General features: G+C 60.0%; 22 protein-coding genes. 6 read left to right on the top strand and 16 right to left on the bottom strand.

Translation table 11 applies throughout. The features are described from left to right. Nucleotides 1–124: 124 nt before the first annotated feature. The 8 genes from FFS09_RS25810 to FFS09_RS25780 form a co-directional block, all read right to left on the bottom strand. On the bottom strand, nucleotides 125–319 hold the full coding sequence (locus FFS09_RS25810) for a hypothetical protein (protein WP_137921812.1): 195 nt from the start codon (nucleotides 317–319) through the stop codon (nucleotides 125–127). Continuing rightward, on the bottom strand, nucleotides 306–1,775 hold the full coding sequence (locus FFS09_RS25805) for a site-specific integrase (protein ID WP_137921811.1): 1,470 nt from the start codon (nucleotides 1,773–1,775) through the stop codon (nucleotides 306–308). Before FFS09_RS25805 ends, FFS09_RS25810 begins: the two co-directional genes overlap by 14 nt. 541 nt (nucleotides 1,776–2,316) lie before the next feature. Next, entirely contained in the window at nucleotides 2,317–4,338 is a 2,022-nt protein-coding gene (locus FFS09_RS25800; protein ID WP_252374525.1) for an AAA family ATPase, read from the bottom strand. Between the two features lie 193 nt (nucleotides 4,339–4,531). After that, nucleotides 4,532–4,693, bottom strand: coding sequence for a hypothetical protein (locus FFS09_RS30735; RefSeq protein WP_171020192.1), 162 nt, complete (start codon nucleotides 4,691–4,693; stop codon nucleotides 4,532–4,534). A gap of 39 nt (nucleotides 4,694–4,732) precedes the next feature. After that, nucleotides 4,733–5,293: a hypothetical protein gene (locus FFS09_RS25795; protein WP_137921810.1), complete on the bottom strand. Its 561-nt coding sequence runs from the start codon at nucleotides 5,291–5,293 to the stop codon at nucleotides 4,733–4,735. 175 nt (nucleotides 5,294–5,468) lie between these two features. After that, nucleotides 5,469–5,765: a hypothetical protein gene (locus FFS09_RS25790; RefSeq protein WP_137921809.1), complete on the bottom strand. Its 297-nt coding sequence runs from the start codon at nucleotides 5,763–5,765 to the stop codon at nucleotides 5,469–5,471. A gap of 230 nt (nucleotides 5,766–5,995) precedes the next feature. Beyond that, nucleotides 5,996–7,507: a phage integrase N-terminal domain-containing protein gene (locus tag FFS09_RS25785; protein WP_137921808.1), complete on the bottom strand. Its 1,512-nt coding sequence runs from the start codon at nucleotides 7,505–7,507 to the stop codon at nucleotides 5,996–5,998. 701 nt (nucleotides 7,508–8,208) lie between these two features. Then, a complete protein-coding gene (locus tag FFS09_RS25780; RefSeq protein ID WP_137921807.1) occupies nucleotides 8,209–8,709 on the bottom strand; it encodes a hypothetical protein in 501 nt (166 codons plus the stop codon). 272 nt (nucleotides 8,710–8,981) lie between these two features. Between FFS09_RS25780 and FFS09_RS25775 the strand changes: the two genes are divergently transcribed. After that, nucleotides 8,982–10,040 (top strand): ParM/StbA family protein, encoded by a 1,059-nt coding sequence (locus FFS09_RS25775; protein WP_171020191.1) that lies wholly within the window; start codon nucleotides 8,982–8,984, stop codon nucleotides 10,038–10,040. 26 nt (nucleotides 10,041–10,066) lie between these two features. Here FFS09_RS25775 and FFS09_RS25770 read toward each other — a convergent pair whose 3' ends face one another. Next, nucleotides 10,067–10,324 carry a hypothetical protein gene (locus tag FFS09_RS25770; protein ID WP_137921805.1) on the bottom strand — a complete coding sequence of 86 codons (258 nt, stop codon included), beginning with the start codon at nucleotides 10,322–10,324 and terminating at the stop codon, nucleotides 10,067–10,069. A 252-nt stretch (nucleotides 10,325–10,576) separates the two neighbouring features. Between FFS09_RS25770 and FFS09_RS25765 the strand changes: the two genes are divergently transcribed. Together FFS09_RS25765 and FFS09_RS25760 are read left to right on the top strand one after the other, a co-directional pair. Beyond that, nucleotides 10,577–10,966: a hypothetical protein gene (locus FFS09_RS25765; RefSeq protein ID WP_137921804.1), complete on the top strand. Its 390-nt coding sequence runs from the start codon at nucleotides 10,577–10,579 to the stop codon at nucleotides 10,964–10,966. A 123-nt stretch (nucleotides 10,967–11,089) separates the two neighbouring features. Then, nucleotides 11,090–11,434, top strand: a complete 345-nt coding sequence (locus tag FFS09_RS25760; RefSeq protein WP_137921803.1) for a hypothetical protein — start codon at nucleotides 11,090–11,092, stop codon at nucleotides 11,432–11,434. A 1,180-nt stretch (nucleotides 11,435–12,614) separates the two neighbouring features. Here FFS09_RS25760 and FFS09_RS25755 read toward each other — a convergent pair. Next, a complete protein-coding gene (locus tag FFS09_RS25755; RefSeq protein WP_137921802.1) occupies nucleotides 12,615–13,682 on the bottom strand; it encodes a recombination directionality factor in 1,068 nt (355 codons plus the stop codon). 63 nt (nucleotides 13,683–13,745) lie between these two features. Continuing rightward, nucleotides 13,746–14,696: a hypothetical protein gene (locus FFS09_RS25750; protein WP_137921801.1), complete on the bottom strand. Its 951-nt coding sequence runs from the start codon at nucleotides 14,694–14,696 to the stop codon at nucleotides 13,746–13,748. 297 nt (nucleotides 14,697–14,993) lie between these two features. Here FFS09_RS25750 and FFS09_RS25745 point away from each other — a divergent pair, with 297 nt between their 5' ends. Then, nucleotides 14,994–15,923 (top strand): PD-(D/E)XK nuclease-like domain-containing protein, encoded by a 930-nt coding sequence (locus tag FFS09_RS25745; protein ID WP_137921800.1) that lies wholly within the window; start codon nucleotides 14,994–14,996, stop codon nucleotides 15,921–15,923. A 146-nt stretch (nucleotides 15,924–16,069) separates the two neighbouring features. Here the strand turns inward: FFS09_RS25745 and dnaB are convergent, their stop codons facing one another. The 3 genes from dnaB to FFS09_RS30730 all read right to left on the bottom strand — a co-directional run bounded on the left by dnaB (nucleotide 16,070) and on the right by FFS09_RS30730 (nucleotide 19,451). Beyond that, nucleotides 16,070–17,479: a replicative DNA helicase gene (gene dnaB / locus FFS09_RS25740; RefSeq protein WP_137921799.1), complete on the bottom strand. Its 1,410-nt coding sequence runs from the start codon at nucleotides 17,477–17,479 to the stop codon at nucleotides 16,070–16,072. Nucleotides 17,480–17,481: 2 nt separating this feature from the next. After that, nucleotides 17,482–18,765, bottom strand: a complete 1,284-nt coding sequence (locus FFS09_RS25735) for a replication initiation protein (RefSeq protein WP_171020187.1) — start codon at nucleotides 18,763–18,765, stop codon at nucleotides 17,482–17,484. 542 nt (nucleotides 18,766–19,307) lie between these two features. Then, on the bottom strand, nucleotides 19,308–19,451 hold the full coding sequence (locus FFS09_RS30730) for a hypothetical protein (protein WP_171020186.1): 144 nt from the start codon (nucleotides 19,449–19,451) through the stop codon (nucleotides 19,308–19,310). Between FFS09_RS30730 and FFS09_RS25730 the strand changes: the two genes are divergently transcribed. Then, entirely contained in the window at nucleotides 19,450–20,691 is a 1,242-nt protein-coding gene (locus FFS09_RS25730; RefSeq protein ID WP_137921797.1) for an AAA family ATPase, read from the top strand. The genes FFS09_RS30730 and FFS09_RS25730 overlap by 2 nt on opposite strands. A gap of 28 nt (nucleotides 20,692–20,719) precedes the next feature. Then, entirely contained in the window at nucleotides 20,720–21,700 is a 981-nt protein-coding gene (locus tag FFS09_RS25725; protein ID WP_212745159.1) for a ParB/RepB/Spo0J family partition protein, read from the top strand. Nucleotides 21,701–21,871: 171 nt separating this feature from the next. On the opposite strand, the gene FFS09_RS25720 is transcribed toward FFS09_RS25725, so the two are convergent. Together FFS09_RS25720 and FFS09_RS25715 are read right to left on the bottom strand one after the other, a co-directional pair. After that, complete coding sequence (locus tag FFS09_RS25720) at nucleotides 21,872–23,761, bottom strand: site-specific integrase (RefSeq protein ID WP_137921795.1); 1,890 nt, start codon at nucleotides 23,759–23,761, stop codon at nucleotides 21,872–21,874. Nucleotides 23,762–23,764: 3 nt separating this feature from the next. Further along, nucleotides 23,765–24,463 carry a hypothetical protein gene (locus tag FFS09_RS25715; RefSeq protein WP_137921794.1) on the bottom strand — a complete coding sequence of 233 codons (699 nt, stop codon included), beginning with the start codon at nucleotides 24,461–24,463 and terminating at the stop codon, nucleotides 23,765–23,767. Nucleotides 24,464–25,240 lie beyond the last annotated feature (777 nt).

The following is a 25,240-nucleotide window of genomic DNA, read 5'->3' as shown; positions in this document are numbered from 1 at the left end:
TCAGCTCGGAACACGCTTTGCGCAATGCCCCGCACGGTGCCGGCCATCTTGCGATGGGCATTGGCTGACTCCCGCTCCTGCAGGTCGGCTTCCAGCTTCGCGTAGCGGTTGGTCGGCCGCGCGCTCAATCGCCAAGGCTTGCCAGCGATGCGAACCGGGTGAGTGCGTTGAGGAAGGCGAGTTCGTTGTCGAAGTGCCGGTGCTCGCTTTCGCCCTCTTCGGCCAATGACGTGTTCTGCTTGCCCAAACGCATGTTGGGCGGTATCCCAAAAGCGATACCCAAGAACATAGAGATTTTCAGGATGTCAGCGTCCGGCATGCGGTTCTGGAGTCTTTGCTGCATCTGGATGTTCTGGGTTTTGGGGATCGTTTTCAGAGCGCGTTTCAATCCCGGCGCCTCGCGCGATGACGTGCAGGCTCTCGATTGTCTTGAAGCCCGCGCGCCACTGCACCTCCTCTTCGCTCAGTGTCCTCAGCCAGAGCTGGATGATCGTGTTGCGGATGACCGATGGGCCCCGGGCGCCGTGGTGCTCAAGTAGCGGCGACGCATCCTGTGGCTGGGTTTGTTCGGGCTTGGTCGCTTCGCTCAAGCCCGCGAAGGCTCGCTTGAAGATCAGGTAAAGCGCCGCGCTCTCCATGGGGTAAAACGTAGAGCTGGCCGGTAGCTGAGGGTCCTCGCGCGCTGAGTCGGATTGCGCTGTGCGTCGGCGTTTCTGGCGCGATGGGAAAAGCGGACCTTGCAGGCTGTGCCGGTATAAGAAGGCGTCTCGGTCGCTGGATCGGCCAAAGCGGGCCGCGGTGCGCGTGAGCAGGTGTTCGCGCAGTTTGACCCATGGCAGTAGCGTTTCGCACACGCGCGCGGGCAGCGTGAGGCTTCGACCTTGCAAGGTGAGCGAAGGGGCGATGGTGAGCACGACTGGGGCCTGGGGCATCCGAGCCCCGCAGGGGTTGTCGATGCCAATTTCGTTGACGCTCAAGTCGGTGCTCTCGCACGGCTCGTCGCCATACACAGAGCGCTGCGCGGTGGCATCCATCGCGCGCAAGATGTTGAGCCCGCCTGCGCCCAGGTCGCAGAGTTTCAGGTTGATCAACTCGGCACTCGTGATGCCCGTCTCGGCCGTCAGGGCGACGATCGCGCGGTCGCGCAGCAACCACCACTGGCGGTAGCTATCGGTGCTGGGCGCGAATGTCTGGCGAAGCAGGTTGGTGTTTTGCAGCCGCGCAAGCACGCCAGGGGGTAGTACTGCGCCTTGGGCATCTTTGGCAATGTAGGCCGGCTGGGGGGCGTCAGTGGTGGGCGCTTGCTCTATCCAGCGCTGGTTGACAGCGTTTTCGTAGATGCCTTTGAGCACGCGAAAGTAGCGCACGCGCGTGAGGCTGGACATGCGCGTGGGGTTGAGCGGGGGTCGTCTGCGCCGGCGCAAGCTTGGCGCGGGCCCGTCCAGGAAGGCGCGCACGTTGCTGGTTGTGGCATCGCTCCAGTGCAGTGCCTGAGCTGCGAGCCACTGACACCACCCGCCCCACAGAACCTCGTTGGCCGCGATGCTGCTAGGGGCCATGGCGCGAGGGCGCTTAGTGCGGCAGATCTCGCTCCAGCTCTGCACGGCTTGCAGGTGATTGGGTGCGGCGGGGTTGGTGCGCCCATGTAGGGGTGGCGCGATCGGCTCGGGCTCGGGGCCGAGATCAGGCGCAATGGGATGGATACGGGGCCGGCCGCGGCCACGCTTTGGGGTTGGCGCATCGACGGGCGCGCTGCGATGGGTGGTGGGCTTCATGTTTGTTCAGCGCTTACTGGGGTCGGGTGTGGTGCTCAGATCGACGGCGGCGATGGATGCATCAAAGATGCCGGGCAAGAGAGCTTCTCAAATACGAGTCGCCTTTCTAATAAAACATATATGAATAGCAAACTATGTCAACCCCAAACTCCCCCTCCTCCGGATAAACCTCGCCACACGTACCGCTGACCGCCTCGACACTCGAGAGACACGAGCGCTCTGGCTACAAAGTCAACAAAAGAAAGACAAAAGGTCGATCAACAGGGCCCCACTAGCGCCAGGACGTCTCCGGAGCGCGACCCAAAATTGTCTCTCAGCTAGTTATTTATCTTTTATTGAGCGGGCGCGTTTGACCCGATATCGCCCCAGGGCCACCGCGTTCAACCGCCTCTTTTTGCCTGCTGTCGCGCGCCCGTCACCGGCTACGGCTGTGCTGTCGTGACCTACCCCGCAGGCGCCAGCGAGCGCAGCGCAGGCAAGGGTCCCCAAGTGCCACGGCGTGCGGCCTGCCTTACACCTTCAACACTCCCCTTCAACCACGTCAAAGCACCATCCGGATCGCCTGATTCAAATCATCTGGCATGACCACCACGGGCATACTGCGCCTCGAAATCGCACGATTCAGCGCAGCCTGCGCAACCGCCTCGGCGTTGGCAATGCTCTCCCCTTTGAGCATCTGCCCTACCGCGTCGACCGTGAATCCCCGCTCCAGCCTGACCTTTCGGCTTTCGAACCAACTCTCCAAGTAGAGCGCCAGCCCCTCCGCGCTCGGTCGCTCGAACAGCACTTTCTCCGTGAACCGCCCACCGCGCAGTAGCGCCGCATCGATCTGCTCGGGGTTGTTCGTCGCCGCGATCCAAACCACGTCTTTCACACGGTCATTCACGCCGTCCATGAGCGTGAGCAGCTTGTTGGTTGCCTCGGTGCGCTGGGAGAACTCGCGGCTCTTGAGCAACTCGTCAGCCTCATCCACGAAGATGATGCAGGGACGCAGTTCCTTGGCCTTGGAATAGAGCTTCTCCAACTCCTTGGGATCGCGGGCCAAGTCGGCGCCAGTGGCAGGGAGAAATGCCCAGTCGATCTCCTTGGCCAGCGCCTTGACGGTGGCGGTCTTGCCGGTGCCGGGAGGACCATAGAACAGGACGCCGGTGGGCAAAGTGCCACCGTGCGCCTCGGTGTGCTCTGGGTCGGACATGCGCCCGGAAATCAAATTGAGCATTTCCCGGGTGGCTGATGAGAGCACCAATTCACTCAACGGTTTCACGTTCTCCAGGGTGGTGCCCCGGCGCCCTTGCAAGATTCGCAGCGCGCCCATGAAGTCTTCGTACTCAGGGTGAACCTTCCCCTGGCGCTGCAGGTAGGCTGTCAGTTCTTCGGTCACGGCCAGGATGCGCTTCACGGAGAAGCCGTTCCAGCGCCGGGCGATCGCCTCCACAACAGACTGCTCGACGCGGGCCTCGGGGAGGTTGGTTTTGAGGCCGTGGTTCAGTAAGCCGATGCGTGCCTCGCCGTCAGGGGGCGTGATCTCCACCTTGAAGTCGAAACGGCCTTCGCGAATACCAGCGCCATCGAGCCGGTCCAAGTGGTTGGTGGCGGCCACTAGGATGATCTTCTCCTTTCGGATATCCACCATCAGCGTCAGCAAGGCATTGACCACGTCGCGGTCTTCCTTCACGCCCCGCGCTCCTCCGTCGCGCGCTTCGAGAAAGCTGTCCACCTCATCAACGAACAAAACGCAAGGTTGCTGGCGCCGTGCGTGGGCAAAGGCGGTACTGATGCGAACGGTCTTCTCGCCCACCCACTCGCTCGCCACGTCGGCATGGGACAGCTGTAGGAATGGCAGCCCAAGTTCACCCGCCAGGGCTTCGGCGAATGCGGTCTTGCCGTTGCCCGGCTCACCAAAGAGCAGGATGCCGTTGCGCGCGGGTTGCCGGGCATCGCGGCGACCGACGATGGCTTGCGCCGCGTCCTTTAGCCGCCCCTTGATCTCGGTGTTGCCGTGGATATGCTGGAAACTCAGTCCGGGGAGAACGGAGCGGGCTACCGGCTCCCTCTTGTCGCTCGCCGCGTCGGATCGCGTGGCACACGTGGCGGTCCGAACGCGGCGCTCGTGCCTCGCACCGGCTTGGAGAGGACCATAGGCGACCAGCCACGCGAGCAGCGTATTGAAGGAAGTGAACACGGCGAGATAGGCCATGCTCACCGAGAGCCAAGTGTAGAACGAGGCCATGAACAGCATTGCCGCCACCCCGGCCAACGCTGCCCAAGGCGCAACCATGCGCATCCAGAGCGACGCGTTGACGCCCATGTCTTTCAACACCCAGTAGCCCAACATGCGCCAGGCGAGCGACGCAACACCTATCCCGCATAGGAACGCGGGGGCGTAGAACGCGAACGTGTCGGCTTGGGGGTAGATCTGCGGGCCACCGTGGAAGATGGCGCCAAAGACCAAGCTGATCAACCAGACCTGGAGCAGAACCCGCCCCATCCAGGCGGCCAAGACCCCGACCACGCCTTCGGTCCATGCAATCAAGAAGCCAATCCCATTTTTCAGCGCATTCACGTTTTCGTTCCAAGTTCTGGTTTTTCATGGCTCACCAGGCGCAACACCACGGACAGCGCAGCGACTTCTCCCGCTGACCGGATCGCTTCGACCGATTCGGGTTGGTAGGTGAGCATGGCTTCGTTCACCTGTGAATCAGGTTCGATCCATGGAAGCACGAATGCACGAGCTGTCAAGCGTGCGTGGCCAAAAATCAAGCGGGCGCAGGACCATCGCACGCTGCGTCCATGTGGGGTGCGAGCGACATCAACCGTTGAAGGATTTCGTTGATGCCGCGCAGGCCGATCTGGTGCCGGCGCAGCGTGAACTGCGTCTCCGGCACTTGATCGCTGTCCAGATGCAGCGTGACTTTCACGACATCGGCTGAGGATGCGACGGGGGTTGCGCTCCATCCTCACAGCTTGCACACGCGGTCGAGCTCGCTCAGCCACCGACACACGCCCTCGAGGATCGCGAACTGCACGCGATCGGGTGAAAGCACGATCGGGGCCGGCAGGTGCACGGCTTCCTGCAGCGCAAACGCGGTCACCTCGCGCAGGCGCAAATCGGCCATGGTGTTGGTGGAGACCGTCGGCCAGCCTAGCTCGCTGGTAAGCACCATGCACAGGAAGCCCTGACGCGGGGCCCCATCCGGCAAAGTAACCTTTTCAATCTGCGTGGAGATCACGCCCTGATCGTTGCCCGGCACGGTGCGGTAGAGGTGACTGCGCAGTGCAACAGGGTGCCAGGCACTGACACAGTCGAATGGGCGAATGCCGTGAAAGACAGTCTTGGTCGTCTTGCGGGGTAGCCAGCGATCCAGAGCGTCGCCTACTGCGAAACATGCGGTTTTCCAGGCGGCGTCGCTCCCGACAACCTCCCAGTCCGCAGGCGCGATGACCGGCATCAGAAATATCTCGCAGAAACGCGTGCGGCTGTTGATCCGGTAGGCCAAGCGGGAGACGAGCGTCGCCATGATCTCCTGCGCAGCCCATTGATCGACCTGTCGCGTGACGAGTGCCCGTGCAGGTGAGTCTCGATCTGAGCTGTGCGCAGCATGGCGTATCCGGTGTACGACACGCAAAGGAAAAGGGAGACCGCAGTGCAGCCCCCTTTTGCGCATGTTCGGTGCGTGGCGCGCTGCTCTTGCTTCAGACAGCGTTCATCCCGTTGGACTGCCTTTCGATCAGCTTATTCGCGAGGAATTGCGCATGCTCCCTGCCCAGATCGAGATACTGGACCACGTCCCGGATATCGACCCACTGCTCGCCGTGGTCAATGTAATACGGAACCGTGACGAGATTCCTGCTTTCTTCTTCTCGCAGGACGTCCATGCTGATGTGGAGTATCTCTGCCGCCTGGCGCAGCGTGACTCGCACGCCGTACTTTTCAAACAGCAGCGCATGGGTGTGCATGCTTCGGATATTGACATTGCCCTTGGTGTGCATTTCGCGTCTCTCGTGATAAAGCGACTGTTGATCGTCGAAAACTAACTTTTCGGGTTCTTGGGGCCCGCCCCGGTTTGTCCTGCCGGCTCAGCAGCAGATCGCGCAACTGCACCTCAAACCGGGCCAGTTCCAGCGCAAACCCACTGACCGCCGCAACTTCTGTCTCGTCGCCCCCCTTCTGCCTGCCGGGTCGCAAGGCAGCTTTCTGCCATTCGTGCCTCCGTCCGCTCTTAGGCCTGCAGGTTCAACTCAAGGAAGATGTCGCGCCGCTCCTCGGCCTGCGCGGCATGCACGACCTCCACGCGCAACCCCTCCTCCAGCTTGATCAGACCGGCCACCGAGCGCTGCAAGACCTCGATCTCGAACGCCATTTGCGGGCTCTTTTCCTTGTCCACCAGCAGCCGGATGCTGTCGCCGCTCTGCAGTCGAACGCCTTGCGCTGCTTTGCCGCTCAGGTACACGCCGCGGAAGTCCAGAGACTTCACCAGCACCTTCAGGCCCTCACACGATTCAAAACGGTCGATCCAGGCCTGCGTGCGCGCCGCCTCCTCCTTGGACTGCGAGTGCACGCTGCCGTTGTAGGCCGCCGTGATCGAGGGGCGCACATGGCCCATCTCCAAGCTCAGTCGCGCAGCGCCTTCCTTGAGCCGCTCAGCATCTGCCCGGTATTGCGCCATCGGAATCGTCGCAACCACAGGCGCGGGCCTTCCCGTCAACTCCATATGGCGGCGATGGGCATACATGTGGCGCAGGCCGTGAGGAAGAACCCCAAGACCGTCCCCGGTTACCCCGTACTTGCGACACACATAATAGAAGTGGTTCTTCATCTGCACGTAGTCCTTGCCAGGAACCGAAAGGCACATCTGACGGTGCTTTCGCGCAAGAACCTTCGCGCGCTCTAGTGCGTCTCGCTGCCAGACACGAATCGCCGGATCATCCGAGAACGGTATCGTCCTCGCCTTGCCACCTTTGGCACCACCGACCGAACCATCCCGCACGAATAGGCTATCCCCCAGGTCACCAATGATTGGCGCCATGTGCGTTGCCTCCCTCGCGCGAAGACCAAACGCGAACATCATCTCAAGGCACATGGCAACCTCACCGTGCTCTCCGCGCATCTGCGCCATCACAGCAATCGGGTCGACACCCTTGACGGTCCAGGTTTTGGGCTCGAGCGCGATCTTGCTCTTGCGCTGCTTCTCCAGCGCGATGCCGTTCTCCTCGAGCCAGTCTTTGAACTCCCCGTCGCGCGGCACGACTTGAGGCTTACCCAGCAGCGTGAGAATCACTCGGAGCTTGCTCACCTTGTTCTTGATCGTTCCGTATGACTGGCCGGCAGCAAGCCAACGCTTGACCAGAATGCCTGCGTGCTTGCGACTCACCTCGTTCAGATTTCGCAGGAGCACTCGCTCCTTCTTCAGTTCTTTCTGCACACGCATGAGCGCCTCTTTGTGCTCGGTCTGCGTCGTCTCGGACATCGCCCGCTTTCGCCCCGTGCCCGCCGGTAGCTCTGCGTTCTCGAAGATGTAGATCACCTGACGTTGGAAGTTCCCAGCAAAGCGGTCCTCCGCGCGGGCGGCGACCTTCGTCAGCACACCCGTGTTTCGCCGCAGCTTGGTCGCTGCACGCCTGCGCGCCGCCAACTCCGCGCTGATCTGCCGGTTTACCTCCTTTGGATTTGGCAACTCGAAGTCGTCGTCATCAATGCTCTGCTCTGCTTCCATATGGTCGTTCTTCCTCATTGCAGGGTCGCCCCGCGGTTTCACATTCACGCGCCCGCGGCCTTACCCGCTCTTGCGCACCTGGTGCATACGTTCTCCCCTTGCCATTGCTTGAGCACGGCCTATCGACCGACCCCACAAAAGCAACAGAACAACGCACGCACGCCTACATCGGGCCTCGCGGCCCCTCTACAGCTTGGATTTCAGGTTTTGCGCCCCCTGACGGGCATCTTTCTCAAGTCGGGTTTTTCGCCAAGTACGTTAGTAATCCATCCTGCCGTCACGGGAAGCGACTCCGCGGGGCAACCCTCTTGCGAGGGGCACCCTGAACCAGTGAGCGGGCTCAGGGGGGTTAACTGACCTTCAAGGTCAGGGCCGTTTTCGGTTGGCCAGCCTCGAACAGCTATTCGCTGATCTCGTGACTTCACTTGTCAGGGGGACTTGACCCCTGACCCATTCCGCGAGCGCTCTTTCCCGCCATTCCCTTTGTAAGCCTCTTGGGCTCCCAGCTTTGCCAGGCGGATTGACTTGCCACTCTAGGTGGGCGCGTGCGTCGGCACGTGAAGTGATTGCTTGATTTACCCAGAGGGTCGCCGGCTCAGGTGCTTCTGTAGAGAACAACACGTGAAGGCGGGTCCAGTGTTGGACCTGATGGATTGCTAGCGGGCTATACCCCAAGGGGGTCGCCACTTCCTGTCCGCGTCGCGGGACAAGCTGCTGGGTCACTGACCCGGTTTTGGACCGTCTTGATCCTGGCGCGCATCTCTCAACTTGGAGAGGTGCGGCTTGCTCCTGCTTGGGAGCTGTACGGGCAGGCACTTGGCCTGCGAAACGTCACGTGGACGTAGCGGGATGCAATGTAAGGCTTTTTCTGAAGGGCCGCAATTGAATCGGTTCAGTTGTGGGCAACTGCTTTCGGCGGCATGGGTTATCCACGGTTTCAACTTCTTGGTCACTCCGGCCGTCATCGTTGTAGAGCAGCCTGGCAGGGCTTGTCCACGCTGGCTCTGGTCATCACTCACTGTTGAATCGCTCCTGTTGAATTGGCCTACCAAGAAGGATATGAACAAAGCAACCGAGATGTCGTCCTTTCGGCGGTCATCGATGGCGCGCCGGGACTGCTTCCACCTGTCCTGCGCGGTGCGCGATTCGATGCGGTCGTTCTTCCGGAGATGTGGCACGGTGGTGCCGGCTTCTTCAGGCCATCCCGTCTGCGAGTTCATTCGCCCGCTTCGGGTGTTTGCTGCCACGCGGCCCACTTCGCAACTTCGCCGGCGCCCGCTGCGGGCCTCTGGCAGCCCGCTTTGGGCGTTGCGCTAGCACAAGGAACGTTCGCTGTCTTTTTTGTCCGCCCATTTCGGGCGTTTGGCTGCCCGCTCCGGGCGATTCGCTTGAACTGGACCGCGTAGCGAGACAAAACATCGGCGTGCCACTAACAATCTGGGCGTGCACACGAAGTGCATCCATTTCAAGGAGAGTCCCAGTGCAACGTGATATGAAGACCATCGTCATCGAAACCTGTGCGATCGATGTCGGATACAGCAATGTGAAGTACACCTCGGGCCGCGTGGAGGTCGGTGGCAACGTCGAAATCTGCACTGGCCACTTCCCTGCACTTGCGCCGGTGGTGCCAAGCGTGGGACTCCAGGCCGCGCCTGGCAGCAAGGGTGCCGACGGCACGCTTGTTACGCTGGGCGGAACGCGCTACTTCGCGGGTCGTGGTGTCAAGTTCCACGTGTCTGGCACCGATCCGCGGACCGTACCGGTCAACTACTGTGAGACTGATGAGTACATGGCGCTCTTGCGCGGTGCGCTGCACTACATCGCGCAGGACGTGGGTGCCCGTCAGACTTTGGTCATCGAGCAACTTGTACTGGGCCTGCCGCTTACAACCTTTCGTAAGTACCGGGACGCCATGCCCGCTCGCTTCGAGGGGGACCACGTCCTCGCATCCATCGGTGGCGCGGAGCGCCTCATCGTTCACGTGAAGAAGGTGCTGGTTGTCGTTCAACCGATGGGCGCGCTCTATCAGTTGGGCTCGTCCACCGCAAGCATGGCTTCTTCTGGGTGGACCTTGGTAGTCGACGCCGGCGGCGGAACGCTGGACTGGTTCGTCTCGCAAGACTTGCAGCCGAACTGGACACGCGCGGGCGCTCACTCGCGCTCTATGTTGGCCTGCTGCTACGCAGTGGCCGATCGGCTCAACCCCAACTGGAAGAACAGCTACGAGGTCATCAAACGCATCGATGAAGCGCTGCGGACGGGTGCCGACTCCTTTGTGGTGGGTGGCGAGGAGTTCATGATTGCGCACTACCGGCCCAGCATCGAAGCGGTCCTTCGTGAGTCGGTAAACATCATGATGGCCTCCGTGAAGCAGACGGATGACCTCGATCACATTCTGCTGACCGGTGGTGGGGCCGCTCTTTTTGGCGACTTCCTGGCCGAGAACTACCCCCATCTGAAGCGGCTGCTTCGAGAAGATCCGGATTGCCTCTATGCCAACGTCAAGGGCTTTCACTTGATGGGCGAGGTCCAGCGCCGGGTTGGCCATTAAGCGTTTCAAAGGAAGCGGTCATGACTTCAGTGCCATCCGAAGCTCAGCGAAGGACGCGCCAAGAGCGCGAGGAAGACCCAGACGAGGTTCGCATGCGGCTTACTATCCATCGCTCGATTGGAGATCTCTTCACGGACCTCAAGGAAATCCCTGAGCGGCGGCGCTTGGATCGCATTCGCCAGCTTTTGACCTTGGGCTACCTTGTTCAAACCAATGGCATACCGGCGACGATCGGTGTTCCCGCTGGCAAGGGAACGCATCCTGGCGCTGCGAATGCGCCACACGGTGCAGCTGGTCCGCGTCAGACAATGAGTGCTCCCGCGAGAGGATCGAGCCGGCAGTCAGTTCAGAAGATCGCCGCGTTGACTGACGAAGCCATCACGCGTGCTCATGAGCGCATTGGTTCGCCATTGGACTTGATGCCTCCTGGTTGAGATGGCCAGCCCTCGCGCACAAGGGCCGGAATTCCCCCGGTCATTTTTTTTGCAGCGAGCGATTTGCCACCAACAAGGAGGCCGAAGACCGGAGGTGACACGATGGAAAGCTCGGATACTCCCGACGCAAGACCGCATGTCTATCAAGTTCGTGTGAATGTCCCGCCAGACGACCCACTTGGGATGTACGCCGAGATCATGGCGCTTCCCTCCACGCTACGGCCTCGCTATGCCCGCGATTTGATGATGCTTGGTCTTGCCTTCACGCGGATGGTAAATGGCGCCGGTGCAATGGCTGACGCCTTGCAACAGGTGAGCACAACCCACGCTCCTACTTCGGTCTACCCGCACATCGCCGCAAAGCCGACGCCGCGCTGCGCTGCGCCTAGCAAAGCAGCGGACGCTGACACCCGTGACGCAGTGGATGGAGGAAATGCTTTCGCCGAGGTGTCTGGCAACACGGGGCAGTCGCAGTTCAGCAAGAACGGTTGATGCGGCTGCGAGATGGCCTGCATGAGGCAGGCTTGTCCGGCCTCTTTTGCATTCCGGGGGCCCTTGACATCAGGTTGATCAATGAGAACCTGATTGCATCGAAACCAAGTTTTTGGCCCCGAAATGCCCGACCTGAATCAACTCGACCTGACCGCCATTGACTTCCGCCAACACTACGCTGTCGAGCCGGCCCCAGCCAAAGAGCCTCACTGGCTGCTGAGCGCGCTTTATGGCCGCGACCTTCTCAAGATGAAGCTGCGCCAGGTCGACCCAAGGCTGCATGTGGCGAAGTGGGAGTACGCCTCCTACCTCGATCCACTGCTGGAGCGCATGGTGGATGAACTGGGTTTACGCAATGCCTCCAGGCCGCACACCGTGAGGCAGAAGTTGCGCTACATCCAAACGGTCACTCACTCGATGCTCGCACTGGAAAAGGGCCTTCCTCTGCCGGTTTGGGCTCACGCGTAGCGCACATTCCATCCCGCCCCTGCTACGGGTCGCTCAATCACACGTATCGACAAAAAGCACGTCGAAAACTAAGTTTTCCTTGGTTCTCATGCTCCTGGAGTCGATGCGATCCTAGTTGCCATACATCAACATCGACGAGATGTGTTCACACACTTTTTGTAGCGCTCAATCGCTTTTGTAGATCGCTCTATATGGCCGCATCTTCGCCCGCGCCTGTTGCACGGATTTGGCGTCGCTGCGCCACTGCAAACTAAGTTTCGTGCTTGAGCCGCTTCGGCCTGCCCGGTCAGTTGGCGCCCTTACCGATCGGGTGAATGCCGGAGGAAGAGCAGTCCTGGCTTGAATTCCCAATGGGAAGACGCTGAGCGGTCGAAGGCCGTGGCCAACCACTGCCTGGGAGGCTACCGAGGCGCGTGCATGCTTCAGCGACTTCTACGACTGCGCATCGTCCAGAGCCGGTCAAGTCGAATACGTTCGGCGCGCTAGATTGCGGTCTGGCGCCGCAGTGCTTCTTTGGCGTCCTTGAACCAACGGTTGAACGCCCAGGCGCCCAAAATGCCAAGAAGCAAGATGATCTCGAGGAAGTCCAACGCAGACATGATGAATTCCAGAGCCGTCGTGCGCTGCCTCGACCACAAAACTTGATTGTACGAACTGGGGCGGATCGGTGGTCAGCCGCGCTGACGCAGCAGTGGTCCGATTCGTTAGACCGGTCTGGACCAGCCCAGTATCTTCACCTCACCGCACGTCAGTGCGTGAAGGCAGATGCCTTCCAACACCAAGAGCCAAGTCAACCGGCGTGACTTAGCTATCAGAACGGCCAGCACCTAGCTCAGGCCACATGACTCTCCCATCTCGCCAGCGAGATGGCCCATCCCGATTTTTCGTTTCTTCTTCTATGCGCAACTTTGCCTTGCGCGTGCGCGAGGCCGGTGTCAACGACTCAACGCGCAGTGATGTGCTCTGGCACAGCGCACGTTAGATCACGAACCACTATTCGATGGCGCAGATTCGCGAGATCCACGAGGCATTGGAGAAGGTCACGCGCCCCAGCAACGGTTGGAACAAAAGTTTGCAGGCGCTCAAGGCCGAGCATGCAGCGTGCAAGGCCACGGCAGGTGCGGCCCTTGGGAGCGGGAAAATCGAGTTCCCCAAAAGTCCCGCAGCAAAGAACACGGGCCTACGTTCCGAAGAACGTACGCTCTTGATGTAGGTGGCGCGGCTGGCAGGATTCGAACCCACGCCCCCTTGGTTCGACGCCTTCGGGTCCGCTGGTTCTCGTTCGGTGTTCGGTGGCTCGACGCACCGCATCTGCGATCACGCTGCCCGCAGACTCTCTCGCCGCCTCCGTCGGAGTCGCTGATTCAATCCGCCGCTGCGTCGCGCGCCGCGTGACACGCGTGGGCTCGTAGAAGTCGCTGACCAGCTGGAAGTCATCGCCCAGCGTCTCCATCGGGTCGTACTCTCCTGCGGCCCCCCCAAAGACCGAATCGAACTCGTCAACCAGGCCTTGCGCGCTGGCCGCATCTCGGGCCTGCTTGACCGTGGCCATGGCATCGGCGTCACTCGCGGCGTTGATCGAAAGCCGCAGCAGATCGAAAGGCTGATAGTTGCTGGCCACACTGCTCGCCTTCCACATCTGCAGCTTCAGCGGGACGTGCCGCAGGCCAGCGAAGCGAAGCTCGATCATTCGCAGTTGCGCGGTGAGCGTGCGAAAGTTGTTGATCGAGGATGACCTCACTTCGAAGACGCTGAGCAGATCGTCCTGGCCGTCGATCTGCACGACCATCTTCACCTGCCTCCTGCAGGCGTTGCCTGCCGCCTGGGCGAACGCGCAGCGATCTGGCCCGGGACAAGGCACTTGGGTGATGGTCTGCGTGGAGTCGCCCGCCTCGCTCTGGCGCTTTGCATTCTTGCCATCACCTGTGCACAGCGGGGCGCCGGTGCCGGTGTCATAGGCCCGGTAGTTCGCGGTGATGGCGTTGTCGGTCTTGTTGAAGAACATCTTCACCGGCACTTCCACGATGGCGTTGGCTTCCCGGTTCGCCTCGCGCTCCATCAGTCGGTCCTGGATCGGGTGCTTGGCGAGTGCAGGAGCCACCGCCCCCGGTTCACTCGTTTCGTGATGGCGCGCGCAGACGACCATCCCAGGTCGAGTCCGGATCGTTCCGGGCTCATCGCCGGCTTCGCAGTCGACCTTGATGATGCCTTGGGCGAAGGGGGTGATGGCGATGGTCTTGAGGTTCATGTGGACGGGCCTTCGGTGGTTCCTGAATCGGTTCGATCCATGAAAGCACGAAAGCCTGCTCTGTCAATGGCGCTTGCCGAGGTCCCGAGGTGGCTGCTTGCCGTCGCGCGGCACATCCAAAACCGGCGCCAGCGAGGCCAGCACCTGCAGAACATCGTTCACGCCGCGCAAGCCAATCTGGTGTTTTCGTAACGTGAACTGGGTAAGAGGCACCTTCTCGCTGTCGAGACGCAAGGCGATCTTGATGACATCGGCAGAAGTAGCGATGGGTGTAGCGCTCCAGCCAAGAATCTTGTTCGCTTGATCAAGCTCTGTGAGCCAAAGGCATACGCCATCCACGACGGCGAACTGAACCCTGTCGGGCGTGAGCACCAATGGCGGCACCGAGTGCTGTGTGTGCTGCAGCGCGAACCCCACCACGTCGCGAAGGCGTTTGTCTGCCATGGTGCTTGGGGCCGGTAGTGCCGGCCAGCCGAGCTGGCTCGTCAGCACCATGCACAGAAAGCCCAGGCGCGGTGCCGAATCCGGATAGTCGATCGCCTCGGTAATCGTTGTCAGCTTGGCCTGGTCATTGCCTGGCAGCGTGCGGTTCAAGTGGCTGCGCAAGACTGCAGGCCGCCAGGTGCCCACCCAGTCGAAGGGACGAATGCCGTTGAAGACAGTCTTGGTTACCTTCTTGGGAAGCCATCCGTCCAAAGCCTCACCAATGGCAAAGCTCGCCGCCTTCCAGTTCTTCTCGTTGGAGATCACATCCCCCGCTGCGGGTTCGATGACGGGCAGCAAGAACATCTCTGCGAAGCGCGCACGACCGTCGACCCGATAGGCCAGTCGAGAGACAAGCGTGGCCATCGCCTCCTGCGCCTTCTCCTGGTCACCCTGGCGCGCGACCACATCCCACATGCCTGCGTCATCGTTGCGCCGGATGGCGTCGTCAAGCTCCACTTGCCATTTGGCTTGGACAAGAACTGGGTGTGTGTGCATTTCTGCTATCTGTGCGTTGCTGGGTACGTTCATTTCGCGCTTTCCTCGCATTGAAGGTATCACGCGGCAGCGACCATTCAAGCCCTCCTTTTGGGCCTGAATCGTCTCGTTGAGCGTGCTCCGTTGTACTTTTCTCCACGTGTCGTTTTGCAATCTGGAGGTACGAATCCACCTCCAGTTGCACGCATGCTACTGATGCTTCCTTTTGAGCATCTCAATCTGAAGTTGAGTCCCATGGCTGCTCGGACGAGTGAGCATGTGCTCGGCGCTTCGGCTTGACTTTCGTGGTTCCCGTGTTTTCATGGTGAAAAGACTTTCTACCCTTGCCACATGGAAACCTTCACCGATTTCAGCACTGCGCTCAATCTTGTTGCCACAGCCACCGACGAGGCTCGCCCTCTGCCCGGCTTCGCACAGGACAGCCTTTTGTTCAAGGATCTACCGGCGCATCTCTACCACGCTGACCGGGACGCTCTCAGCTGTTCGCTGCTCAAGCCCCTGCTCGTCTCACCCGCCCATTTCCAGACTGCGCTAACCGCCAGACACAGCGACAGCGACGCCAAGGACTTCGGCACCTTGCTGCATTTGCTGCTCCTGCAGCCCCATCTCGTGGGCCAGGAAGTGGCTGTGTACCCCGAGATAGTCCACCCCACGACCAAGGCCTACCGCGAGTTCGTGGAAACCAACGCGCTCAAGCTGGTGGTGGACGAGCCGACGTTCTCGGCGGCGCGGCAGTTGGCCGACAAGGTGCACGAGACACCCTACAAGGGTCGCCCGCTGGGCCGTTTCATTGAGGAGTCGATGACCGAGGTGAGCATCTATTTCACTGAGCCCACTACCGGCCTGCGGCTGCGTGTGCGCCACGACATCTATCACCCGGATCTGGCGTTCGACCTGAAATCCACTCGCCACGCCAGCGTGAACTTGTTCAGCCGCGATGCCGTCGTCAAGTTCGACTACGACCTGCAGGCCTTCATGTATTCACTTGGCCGCTCCCTATACGAGGGTACGAGCGACGCCAAGCCGTTCGTGTTCATAGCCGCCGAAAGCAACGAGCCGTTTTCGGTGCACACACTATCGGCCAGCAATTCCTTCCTCACCAACGGCGCGAAGAAGTTCCAGGAATGCCTCTCGGTCTACAACGCCTGTGTGGCCACCGGGCACTGGCCCGACCTCAGCAGCGACGGAGAGATTGAGATCGAGCACTGGCAACAGTTCACGCCCATGCGCGCCTGGGTGGCCGGGCATTCGAGAACGTGAACTCAGCGAGCGCACTCAGCCATTCTTTCAGGGCCAGGTTCAACTTTGCATTGAGGTTGTATGCCTGACAACAGGAGCAAGGCCAAGACACACTGCGAAAAGGTGCATGGCCTATACCGCGTGACAGGCGAAGCGTGTGCAGCGCGCTATGTGCCGCGCGCAAGCGATTCAAACCGCGTAAGGCTACTCAGAAAAGCCAGTTTGACCGTGCCGGTAGGACCGTTTCTCTGCTTACCTATGATCACTTCCGCCACCCCTGGCTCTTCACAAGCGTCCTTGGTGTAGTACTCGTCACGGTAGAGAAACATGATGGTGTCCGCGTCTTGCTCAATGGCCCCGGATTCTCGGATGTCACTCATCATCGGCCTTTTGTCCACCCGGGCCTCCACACTTCGATTGAGCTGAGACAAGGCGATCACCGGGCAGCGCAGTTCCTTGGCTAGCATCTTCAACCCTCGGCTGATGTCCGCGAGTTCTGTAGCCCGGTTTTCGGCATGAGCGCCGGCATTGCTACTCATGAGCTGCAGGTAGTCAATAACGATCAGACCCAACTTGCCGTGCTCTCTTGCCAACCGACGTGAGTTCGATCGGATCAAGCTGGGAGTAATGCTCACCGTTTCGTCGATGTGCAATGGCATCCGAGCCATCTCTTCCGCGGCCTCGCTGAAACGAAGCCAATCGTCATCCGTTAGTTTCCCCGTGCGGAAGCGGCTCGCATCGATCCGGCCCATGGAGCAGGTCAGGCGATCGGCCAACTGGTTCGCGCCCATTTCAAGCGAGAAGATAACGACAGGCAGTTTCTGTATCCTGGCCACGTGCTCAGCGATGTTGACCGCGAAGGCGGTCTTGCCAATCGATGGGCGGGCAGCAATGACGATCAAATCGCCTTCCTGCATGCCTGCGGTCATGCGGTCGATATCCCTGAAGCCCGTTGCGATTCCTGTCACATCGCTTTGAGCTTCGGACCGAGCCTGAACGCGATCCATGACGCTCATGATGAGCTTGCTCATCGCCACGGGACCGGTGGCGCGTCGACCGCCCTCCTCTCCGATTCCAAAGATCTTCTGTTCTGCCTCGTCGATCAAGACCTCGACTTCGCGACCTTCTCTGTTGAAAACCGAGTCGGAGATCTCTGCACTGGCAATCAACAGCTTGCGCAGGACAGCTTGCTCGCGAATGATTTCTGCGTAGCGCCGAATGTTGGCGACGCTGGGAACGTACTGGGCGAGCGTGTTCAGGAACGAGATGCCGCCAATGCCTTGTGCGAGGCCTTTCGCAACCAGGTGTTCATACACAGTGACGACGTCACCCTCTCTGCCCGAAGTGATCAATTCCACAAGCGCCACAAACACAATGCGATGTTCGTGTCGGTAAAAATCGTGCTCGTCGAGCACACCATCGATGTGATCGTGCGTTCGGTTGTTCATGAGCAGCGCGCCAAGAATCGACTGCTCGGCCTGCAGCGAGTAAGGAGCTGTGGTGGCGCGCTCCGACATCGGGTCCTGATTCAAGGCACCAGGTTCGAATTCGTTAAGGTTGTCCCATGGAATATTCATGCTTATTCCACGACCTCAGTTTCGCCTTGGATCAGTTGTTGATCCGACTTGTACATCTCGACCATGTAGTTCAAGAACAATGGCGTCAACGCGCCGTTGGCGTCCACAAAGTTCTTGTACTTCAGCGTTGCCTGAGCGGACATGACGCCGCGAGAACGCATCACCGCGACGGCACGCTCCAGTAACCCCAATTGTTCTTCCCGCGGCAATGCCACGATCAGCGCGCGGATCTCGTCGGATGCTGTTTGCTTAAGTTCGATCGGAGGTTCTGCAGGAGTCTTCGGAGACGGCACTGTCAGTACATGTTTCGCCATGTCTTTCGCGACGGTGCGCAACCAGGCACTTCGGTTGTGAATCTCGCTTGCGTTCTCGCGACGGGTCACGTGCTCGAGTCTGTTCAAAGCAGCCAGTGCGATTCTGCCTCCTTGGTGGTACTCCGATGCAATGGACTTGATCGTTGAAAGAGGCACATCGAGAGCGGCGGCTTTTTCGATCAGCTCCAGCGGCAGACTCTGATCCACCTCGGTCGCCGTGGCCTTGCGCCGGATTCGGAAGTACACCTCGGTCACGCTGTTGCGCGGCCCGTCCCGCTTTTCTTCGGGCCTTTCGACTTCGATGTCCGTCAGTTCACTGATTTCTTGCAAGGCAGGAGTGATCGTTTCGTATTTGACCTTTCGCCAGTCGCGCCGCGCCGCATTTGGCTTGTGCGATATGGCCGTCGTCCACCATTCAGGTGAGTGAGCGGAAGTACAACCGCCCGGCACCGTTTTGTAGCGAGCAAAGATCTCGTAGAGAGCGATGGCGGCATACGATCTAAGCTTGACGATTTGCTTGAGATCGATCAACGTGTACAGGCCATGGTTGATCAAGAGCCTCATGATCTCTGGCGGCAACGCCCACTGGGCAATAACTTCTTTATTGCGCTTGAATATCTTGACCTGGCTCAGCAGGCTCATGTTGCCCCAGGCGTCTTCGATGCCCTTCTCCACCGGCTTCCAGTCGACCTCAGTCCTGCGCATCTCGTGGAAGCACTTCTTGGCGCGCGTGTAAAAGTCCTTGTAGTCCTCATCGACATAGGACAACAGGTCGGCCAGGCGGGCCTCGAAGGTGTGAGTGGCCGACGGCTCCTGGCTTGTGCTTTCAACAATGCGCTTGCATTGGTTCTGTGTCTCCCACAGAAGAATGGTGTAGATCTTGCGTGACAGCGTGGACAGTTCCTTGACTGAAGGAATCATCACGATCAAGTCATTCGATTTTTTGTAGATGAGCTCTTGGGCGGACGGCATGGCTGTGTTCGGTGCGTCAAATGCGTACGGAAAATTATATGTAGGCCGTACGGCATCCACAAGTGCCCACTCAGCCAAGCTTCGGTTTTTGCCGTACGTCTTCATCGTGAAGTCAGATTTCGGTACTTGGGTTCAGCTATTCATACACCTTGCCGCTCTCCCACAAGCCCGCAATCCACTCATCTTCGGTTTTCGCCGTACGCTTTGCTCCCGCAATTGGCGTACGGCGAAAGACGAACATCAGATTTTTGCATCTGCTTGGCCCAAAACTGCAAGTCCGGCAATCGAAGTGAGGCACATGGCTCCACCGGTACGCATTTTCGGTTTTAGGGGTACGCGTTTTCGGTTTTTGTCGTACATATCTTCGGTTTCTGACGTACGTCAATGCTGAAAATAACTATATAAATCAAAGAGTTATGCGATATTTTGAGATGCCCAAGTTCTTTCAAGACTTTCTTTAAAGTTTCAAGCTACCCGCTGTACGCGGGCAGCCTTTGAGTTCTAGCTGGCGGGATCTAATGTCTTCTGCCTGAGGATCCCTGTCAAAGTGGGTCTAATGCTTGGTTTTCTGCTGCAAGGCGGTATTTCACAGGGATGCCGTAGCCGATTTGAAATTCTGCATTTTTCCAGTTGTTCGCTAAAATTCGCAGAATGCGGCGCACCCCGGCGTCGCGAGGAACTCCCATGCGCAAGGTCAAACCTACCCCGGCCGAAATCGGCCTTTCCGAGCTAGAGGCTCTCACGGAGAACGCCGGCAATGTGATCAGCCAGGTGCGATCTTTCATGCTGGCGCCTGAGGCAAGAAAGAAACCACCCGTGTTCAACAGCGCGCAGCTTTGTGAGCTATGCGGTATCGACCGCTCTCGACTCCAGTATTTGGTGAAGAAGGGAGAACTGCCCGCAGGAGACCGCGAAGGCAATGGGCGGCGGGAGTGGACCTTGGCGGAAGCGCGCGAGTGGGTCCGCGCCTTGCGCTCCGAGTATCTTCGAGACCCTGCGTTGGCCACTGCGGCAGTCATCACGGTGGCCAACTTCAAGGGCGGCGTGTCCAAGACGACAACCGCGGCTGTCCTCGCGCAAGGTTTGAGCCTGCGCGGGCACAAAGTCCTGGTCGTCGATTGCGATCCTCAGGGTTCGTTGACGACCCTGTTTGGGGTACTGCCTGCCAGTGAAGTTGAAGAGGAAGACACGATCATGCCTCTATGCACTGGTGAGGCAGAAAGCATCATGCCCAGCATTCAGAAAACCTACTGGGATGGGATTGATCTGGTGGCTGCCGCTCCCCTCCTCTTCTCAGCCGAGTTCATGTTGCCGCTTAAGCAGGTGAAGGACCGGTCTTTTGCTTTCTGGCGCGTGTTGGACAATGGATTGGATGAGGCGCGCGACGAATATGACGTGATCATCATCGACACGCCCCCTTCCCTCTCTTACATCACGATCAATGCGTTGATGGCCGCGAACGGTGTTGTGATGCCGCTTCCTCCAAGCTCGCTGGATTTTGCTTCGAGTGCGCAGTTCTGGAATTTGTTTACCGAGACGTGCACTTCGCTTTTCGATCGAAATCCCGACAACAAGAAGTTCCATTTCATTGATGTGGTGCTGTCCCGTGTGGATCGTGGTGACGTGGCCAGTGCGGCTGTGAGGGAGTGGATCATGTCGGCGTACGGGCCGAAGGTGTTGCCGATCGAAATCCCAAAAACAAGTATCGCGGCCAGCGCCAGTGCCACGTTTGGCACGGTGTACGACATTGATCCCGCTTCTGTACAGGCCAAGACCTTGAAGCGCGCACACGACGCGTACGAGGATCTGATCAATTTCATCGAACCGCAGATTGAGGGTTTCTGGGCTGATTGCGCGCAGATTGTGAAATCGACTGAGACCGAACTCCAGGCGAAGGAAAAGGAAGTGGGGACCACTAATGAATAAACGTGCACTGAGTCCCGCGCAGCGGGCTATGCAAGCTATCCACCAGCAGAATGCAACACCGGTTGAGCGCCCGGCGCGTGATAAACCCTTTGCCGCCACGAAGACAGGGCCAGGAGGACTCAGTGCAGCGATGATGGAGGTGGATGAACGTGTCATCCAACTTACGTCGCGGGCTGAAGAAGCTGAGAAGGCGTTGGGTAACTGGCAAGGCGCTGTGCCTGCCAGGAAGATGGATCCCAAAACGATCGGCCATTCGTCATATGCCAACCGGCTGAACGAGAGCTTTTCTGGGGCGGAGTTTGATGCGCTCAAGAAGGAGATCCAGGAAGCAGGGGGTAACGTTCAACCGATCAAGGTGCGGCCAGTTAGTGGGAAGGCCGAGCAGTTCGAGGTGGTCTTCGGTCACCGGCGTCATCGCGCTTGTCTGGAACTTGGGGTGGATGTGTTGGCAGTGATCGAGGTTATGGACGACCGTCGGTTGTTCACTGAGATGGACCGCGAGAACCGCCTACGCGCTGATCTCAAACCGTATGAGCAAGGGTTGATGTACAAGAGAGCCCTCGATAGCGGCTTGTATCCCTCGCAACGCAAGCTCGCGGAAGATCTAGGGGTGGACCAGGGAAACGTCTCTAAGGCTGTTGCGCTTGCATCACTTCCCACAGAGGTTCTGTGCGCTTTCTCCAGTCCGCTCGCCATTCAGTACCGTTGGGTTTCCCCCCTGAAAGCGGCGTACGACAAGAACGGCGAAGAAGTGGTGGAGGCTGCGAAGGAAGTCGTTTCTCGTGAGAGAAGGCCTAGCGATGAGTCCGTGTTCGTCATTCTGTCTGGGAAGGTGTCTGCACCCGGAAAGGGAAAAGACGAGTCTACTCAGAACATCGTTGGGAAAAATGGGGTCACTGCGACCCTGCGCAGCACCCAAAGTGCGCACATTTTTGAGATCCCCAAGTCGGGTCTCACACCTGGGAAGGTCGATCAAATCCGAGAGTTAATCGCACAACTCTTGGGATGAAAAAAGGGGGTGATGTACGGTACATCACCCCCTTTTTTTTCTTCCCCCTACAGGTTGGGCTTCCACGTGTTGATTTGCCCTTGCCGCCCACTTTTGACATTAGGGGCGTGCAGGGAAGAGGGTGATGTACCGTACATCACCCAGGGCTGCGACTTGACCTTTTGGGGGCTGTTATTGAGCCACCTTCGCCCATGCCCGCTGTAGCTCTGCAGCCCGACGCTGAAGTGGCGCACGGCTGTAAATGGACATCGTGGTATCGATGCGCGAGTGTCCGAGCTGCTGTTGTACGACATCGTAAGGTGTGCCCAGTGCCACTGAGGTCGTCCCAAAAGTATGGCGCAGCCAGTGCGCCGAAGCGCCCTGCAGGCGGCTTTGCTCAGCTGCCGACAGGGCGGGGCTGACCACCGCGCGAGCGAGCCACGTGCGGGTGGTCTTGTAGAGAGTCTGGTAACTCACCGGCTTCATCGGGTCTGCAAGGCTGGCCAGCAGTGGTGCGTTGCCCGGCGCAACATCAAGACTCTCCAGGCCGCGGCTGGCCAAATAGTCGTCCAGCACGTTGAGCGCCACGTCGACCAGCATCACGTCGCGGGCTTTCCCTCCCTTGCCCACCACGCGCAAGAAAACCCCTTCAGGCTCGACCCGGATGTCGGAAATCTTCGCGGCCAGCAGCTCGGCGCTTCGCAGACCCGTGGTGGACAAGAAAGCGACCACGAACCGAGCACGCGAGCGGGCAGGGGAGGGCGGCTGGCGCTCGATGAAGGCTCCGATCTCGCCCATGGCCTTGAGCGATATCGCTTTCGTGTCCAGGGCGCGGCTGTCTTGGGCCGACGCCGTGCTTTGGCCGGTCTTCTTCACAAGCTTCCACGGGTTGGCACGCAAGTACTCAGCGTTGCACAGCCAATCGAACCAGCTGGCGAGGATCGTCATCGCTTGCCGCTGGCTCGCGGCGCTGAGCTGGCCTTTAAATGGCGTCCAGCCCTCTTGGTCAGGGGACGCCTTGGCGCGAGAAATCCATCCCTCTGGCACGTACGCGAGAAACGTCTGGTAAGCCTGGGCGTCGTCGAGTTTGAAGTCCAACAGGCGGCGTCCCGCACGCTCGATCTGCAGCCACAGCAGCAGCCGGCGGCCCTCGCGAAGGTAGGATTTGCGGGTGGCTTGCGAGCCCGCGCAGGCCTCTGCCCAGATGGCCAGCGCTTGAGGGTCGGTGCGGATCGCGCCGATGTTGTCTTCGCGCCAGGCGGTGTTCAAGCTGGAGGAGGGCGGGACCAGGGCGTTATCCGATGGGCTTTCAGGTTGGCTACCAGATCGGATTTGGGCTCGGTTTTCGGGTCGTTCGATCACCGCTTTCGTCCGGCTTTCGAGCGAACCGATCAAGGCCTGCGTCGGCGCCGCAAAGCCCATCGAGCGCCGGCGCGTGCTGCCCGGCAGGATGGCTTCGAGCTGCTGTGCAATGTGAACTGCCTTCGTGCGGCCCACGGCCATGATGCCGCTGTACCACTGACCCCCCTGGCGCACACGATCGGCCAGCTGCTGCAAGTTGATGTAGCCCGCGCGCACCAGGCGCTGCGCCAGGTGGTCCGGAAACCAGGCATCAACTTCATCGGTCGGGCGCGGCTGCGCGGTGGTGCGCCCGTCAACTTCCAGGCGGCGAAGGATTTCAACCACGCGCTGGCGGCTGCGCTCGCGCCGCTGCAGCGTTGCCTGGGCGGTTGAGGCTTGCGGCGTCGGCGGGTACTCGGCCTCATAGAGCTCCAGCTGCTCGGCTTCGCTCCAGCCGTCCAGGTCGCGCGCTTCGATGAACTCGGACAGGGTAGGGCGCTTGGCCTGGCTGGGCGCTTGGCGGGCCTTCTCGCGGATGCGAATGCCGATGAGTCGGTGGTGGCGCTCGCCGGCTTGTTTGGCCGCCAGGCGCAGCTGGGCGCTGAGCTCGTTGTGGGCGATGTGCGCCTCGCGCGGATCCTCGATGCCCAGGTAGGTGCGCGCGCAGGCCTGCACCTCCAGGCCGTCGGCGACGGCGCGCAAGTACGCCAGGTGATGGGGGCCGATGCGCACGCGGTTCATTTTTCAATCACCTTTTTCGGCGCGGCCCCGCTCAGCCCGTTGATAGGCGACGTAGGCATCAAAAATGTCGCGCCCGATCATGGCCATCAACTCTCCACTGGCGCGCTCGTAGCGGCTGCTGCGAGCGTCGATGGAAATGATGCGATGGGCCGTGTTGGTGCGCTCATCGGCCCCATCCAGGCGTGTGGACCGGTACCCGCTCAGCATGAAGTTCTGCGGCTTCACACCGGCAAAACGGGGGTAGTTTTTCAGCACATACAGCCCGAGTTTTTCGCCGCCAATGAGGCTGTCGCACTCTTCCATGAGTTGTCGGTCGAGCTGGTGCGCCGCCCGGTCATCGCCCCAACGTGCCTGGGCCAGCGCCCGGGCGCTCGTCGTGTCTTCCTCGAGCCGGCGCTGGTCGCTGAACGCCTTGTACTGATCGGCCCAGCGCGCGAACACGCCCAGATCTTCTGCCTGCCGATCAAGCACCTGGGCGGCACGCTGCAGGGCCTGAAGATCGGCCGCGCTCACGGTGTCTTTCAGCTCGTCTGCGGTCTTGCGCAGCGTCGTCGCCGTGCGCTTGGCGGCCGAGGCTTGGGACTTGAAAGAGACCCCGCCGTGGTACTTGGCGGTGGTGGCGTGGCGCTCGACCAGGTCGGCGCTGGGCTTGAGGCGCGACTTGAAGTCGGCGGGCAGGCCTGGGTAAGTGCTTGTCGCCATTGGAGATTTCCTGGTCGCGGGGTTGGAGGCTGTGTCTGACGCGGATTCAGGCTGCACGATTTGAGGTAGAGATTATGCAAATAATCTTAACCTAAGCTCCCCAAATTGTTGTCGAATGAATATGGGGCGTTCATGGAACGCGCAAATGTTGTGCGATTGATCTTGGATGCGTACGGGTGCACGGTAGCTGCCGACAATGTGATGCTCGGCGTCGAGATAGCATGGCGCGTCGAACTACAGCACCTCGTGCAAGAAGTCCATGACCAGCGTGCCAAGTGTGCATCTCTCACGTGCCCCGTTTGGACCTCTCACTTTCGAAGGGTGCCCAGGTGTCGACGGCTGGCATGCCGTTTCTGATGAATGGGCTGGATGTACGAGCACCTCATGGGGTGTAGCGTAGCCAGCGGTCGCGTTTCTGCTCAGTCCGACGCGAGTGCGCGCTGAGAGCGCACCACGTGAATTGGGCGCGGGCAGTGGCCTGTGCGTTTTTTGGCGCTCGGTGGGTAGCTTGAGCCGCCGGGTGCGCAATCTCGACCATATCAATCCAGATGCTGCCCCGCGACGCAGGTGATGGGGAGGCCCGGTGCTTCGAGGACCTCCCGGCTTCATGCAGACCTTCCAGTGCGGCTTGCTAGTAATAGTTGGTGATCCGCTTTTTATAAATGCCGAACAAAATGATTTGGCTTACTTGGCTTAAGTGCCCGGCAGGTGCACAATGGGCCCATCCGCGGTGAAAGGGCCGCCGCTAGGCCCGGGCGTGTCACACCCGCCCAAGCC

The sequence above is a fragment of the Hydrogenophaga sp. 2FB genome, assembly GCF_005503365.1.
GTDB lineage: Bacteria > Pseudomonadota > Gammaproteobacteria > Burkholderiales > Burkholderiaceae_C > Hydrogenophaga.
This window is presented reverse-complemented; position numbering and strand designations above follow the sequence as displayed.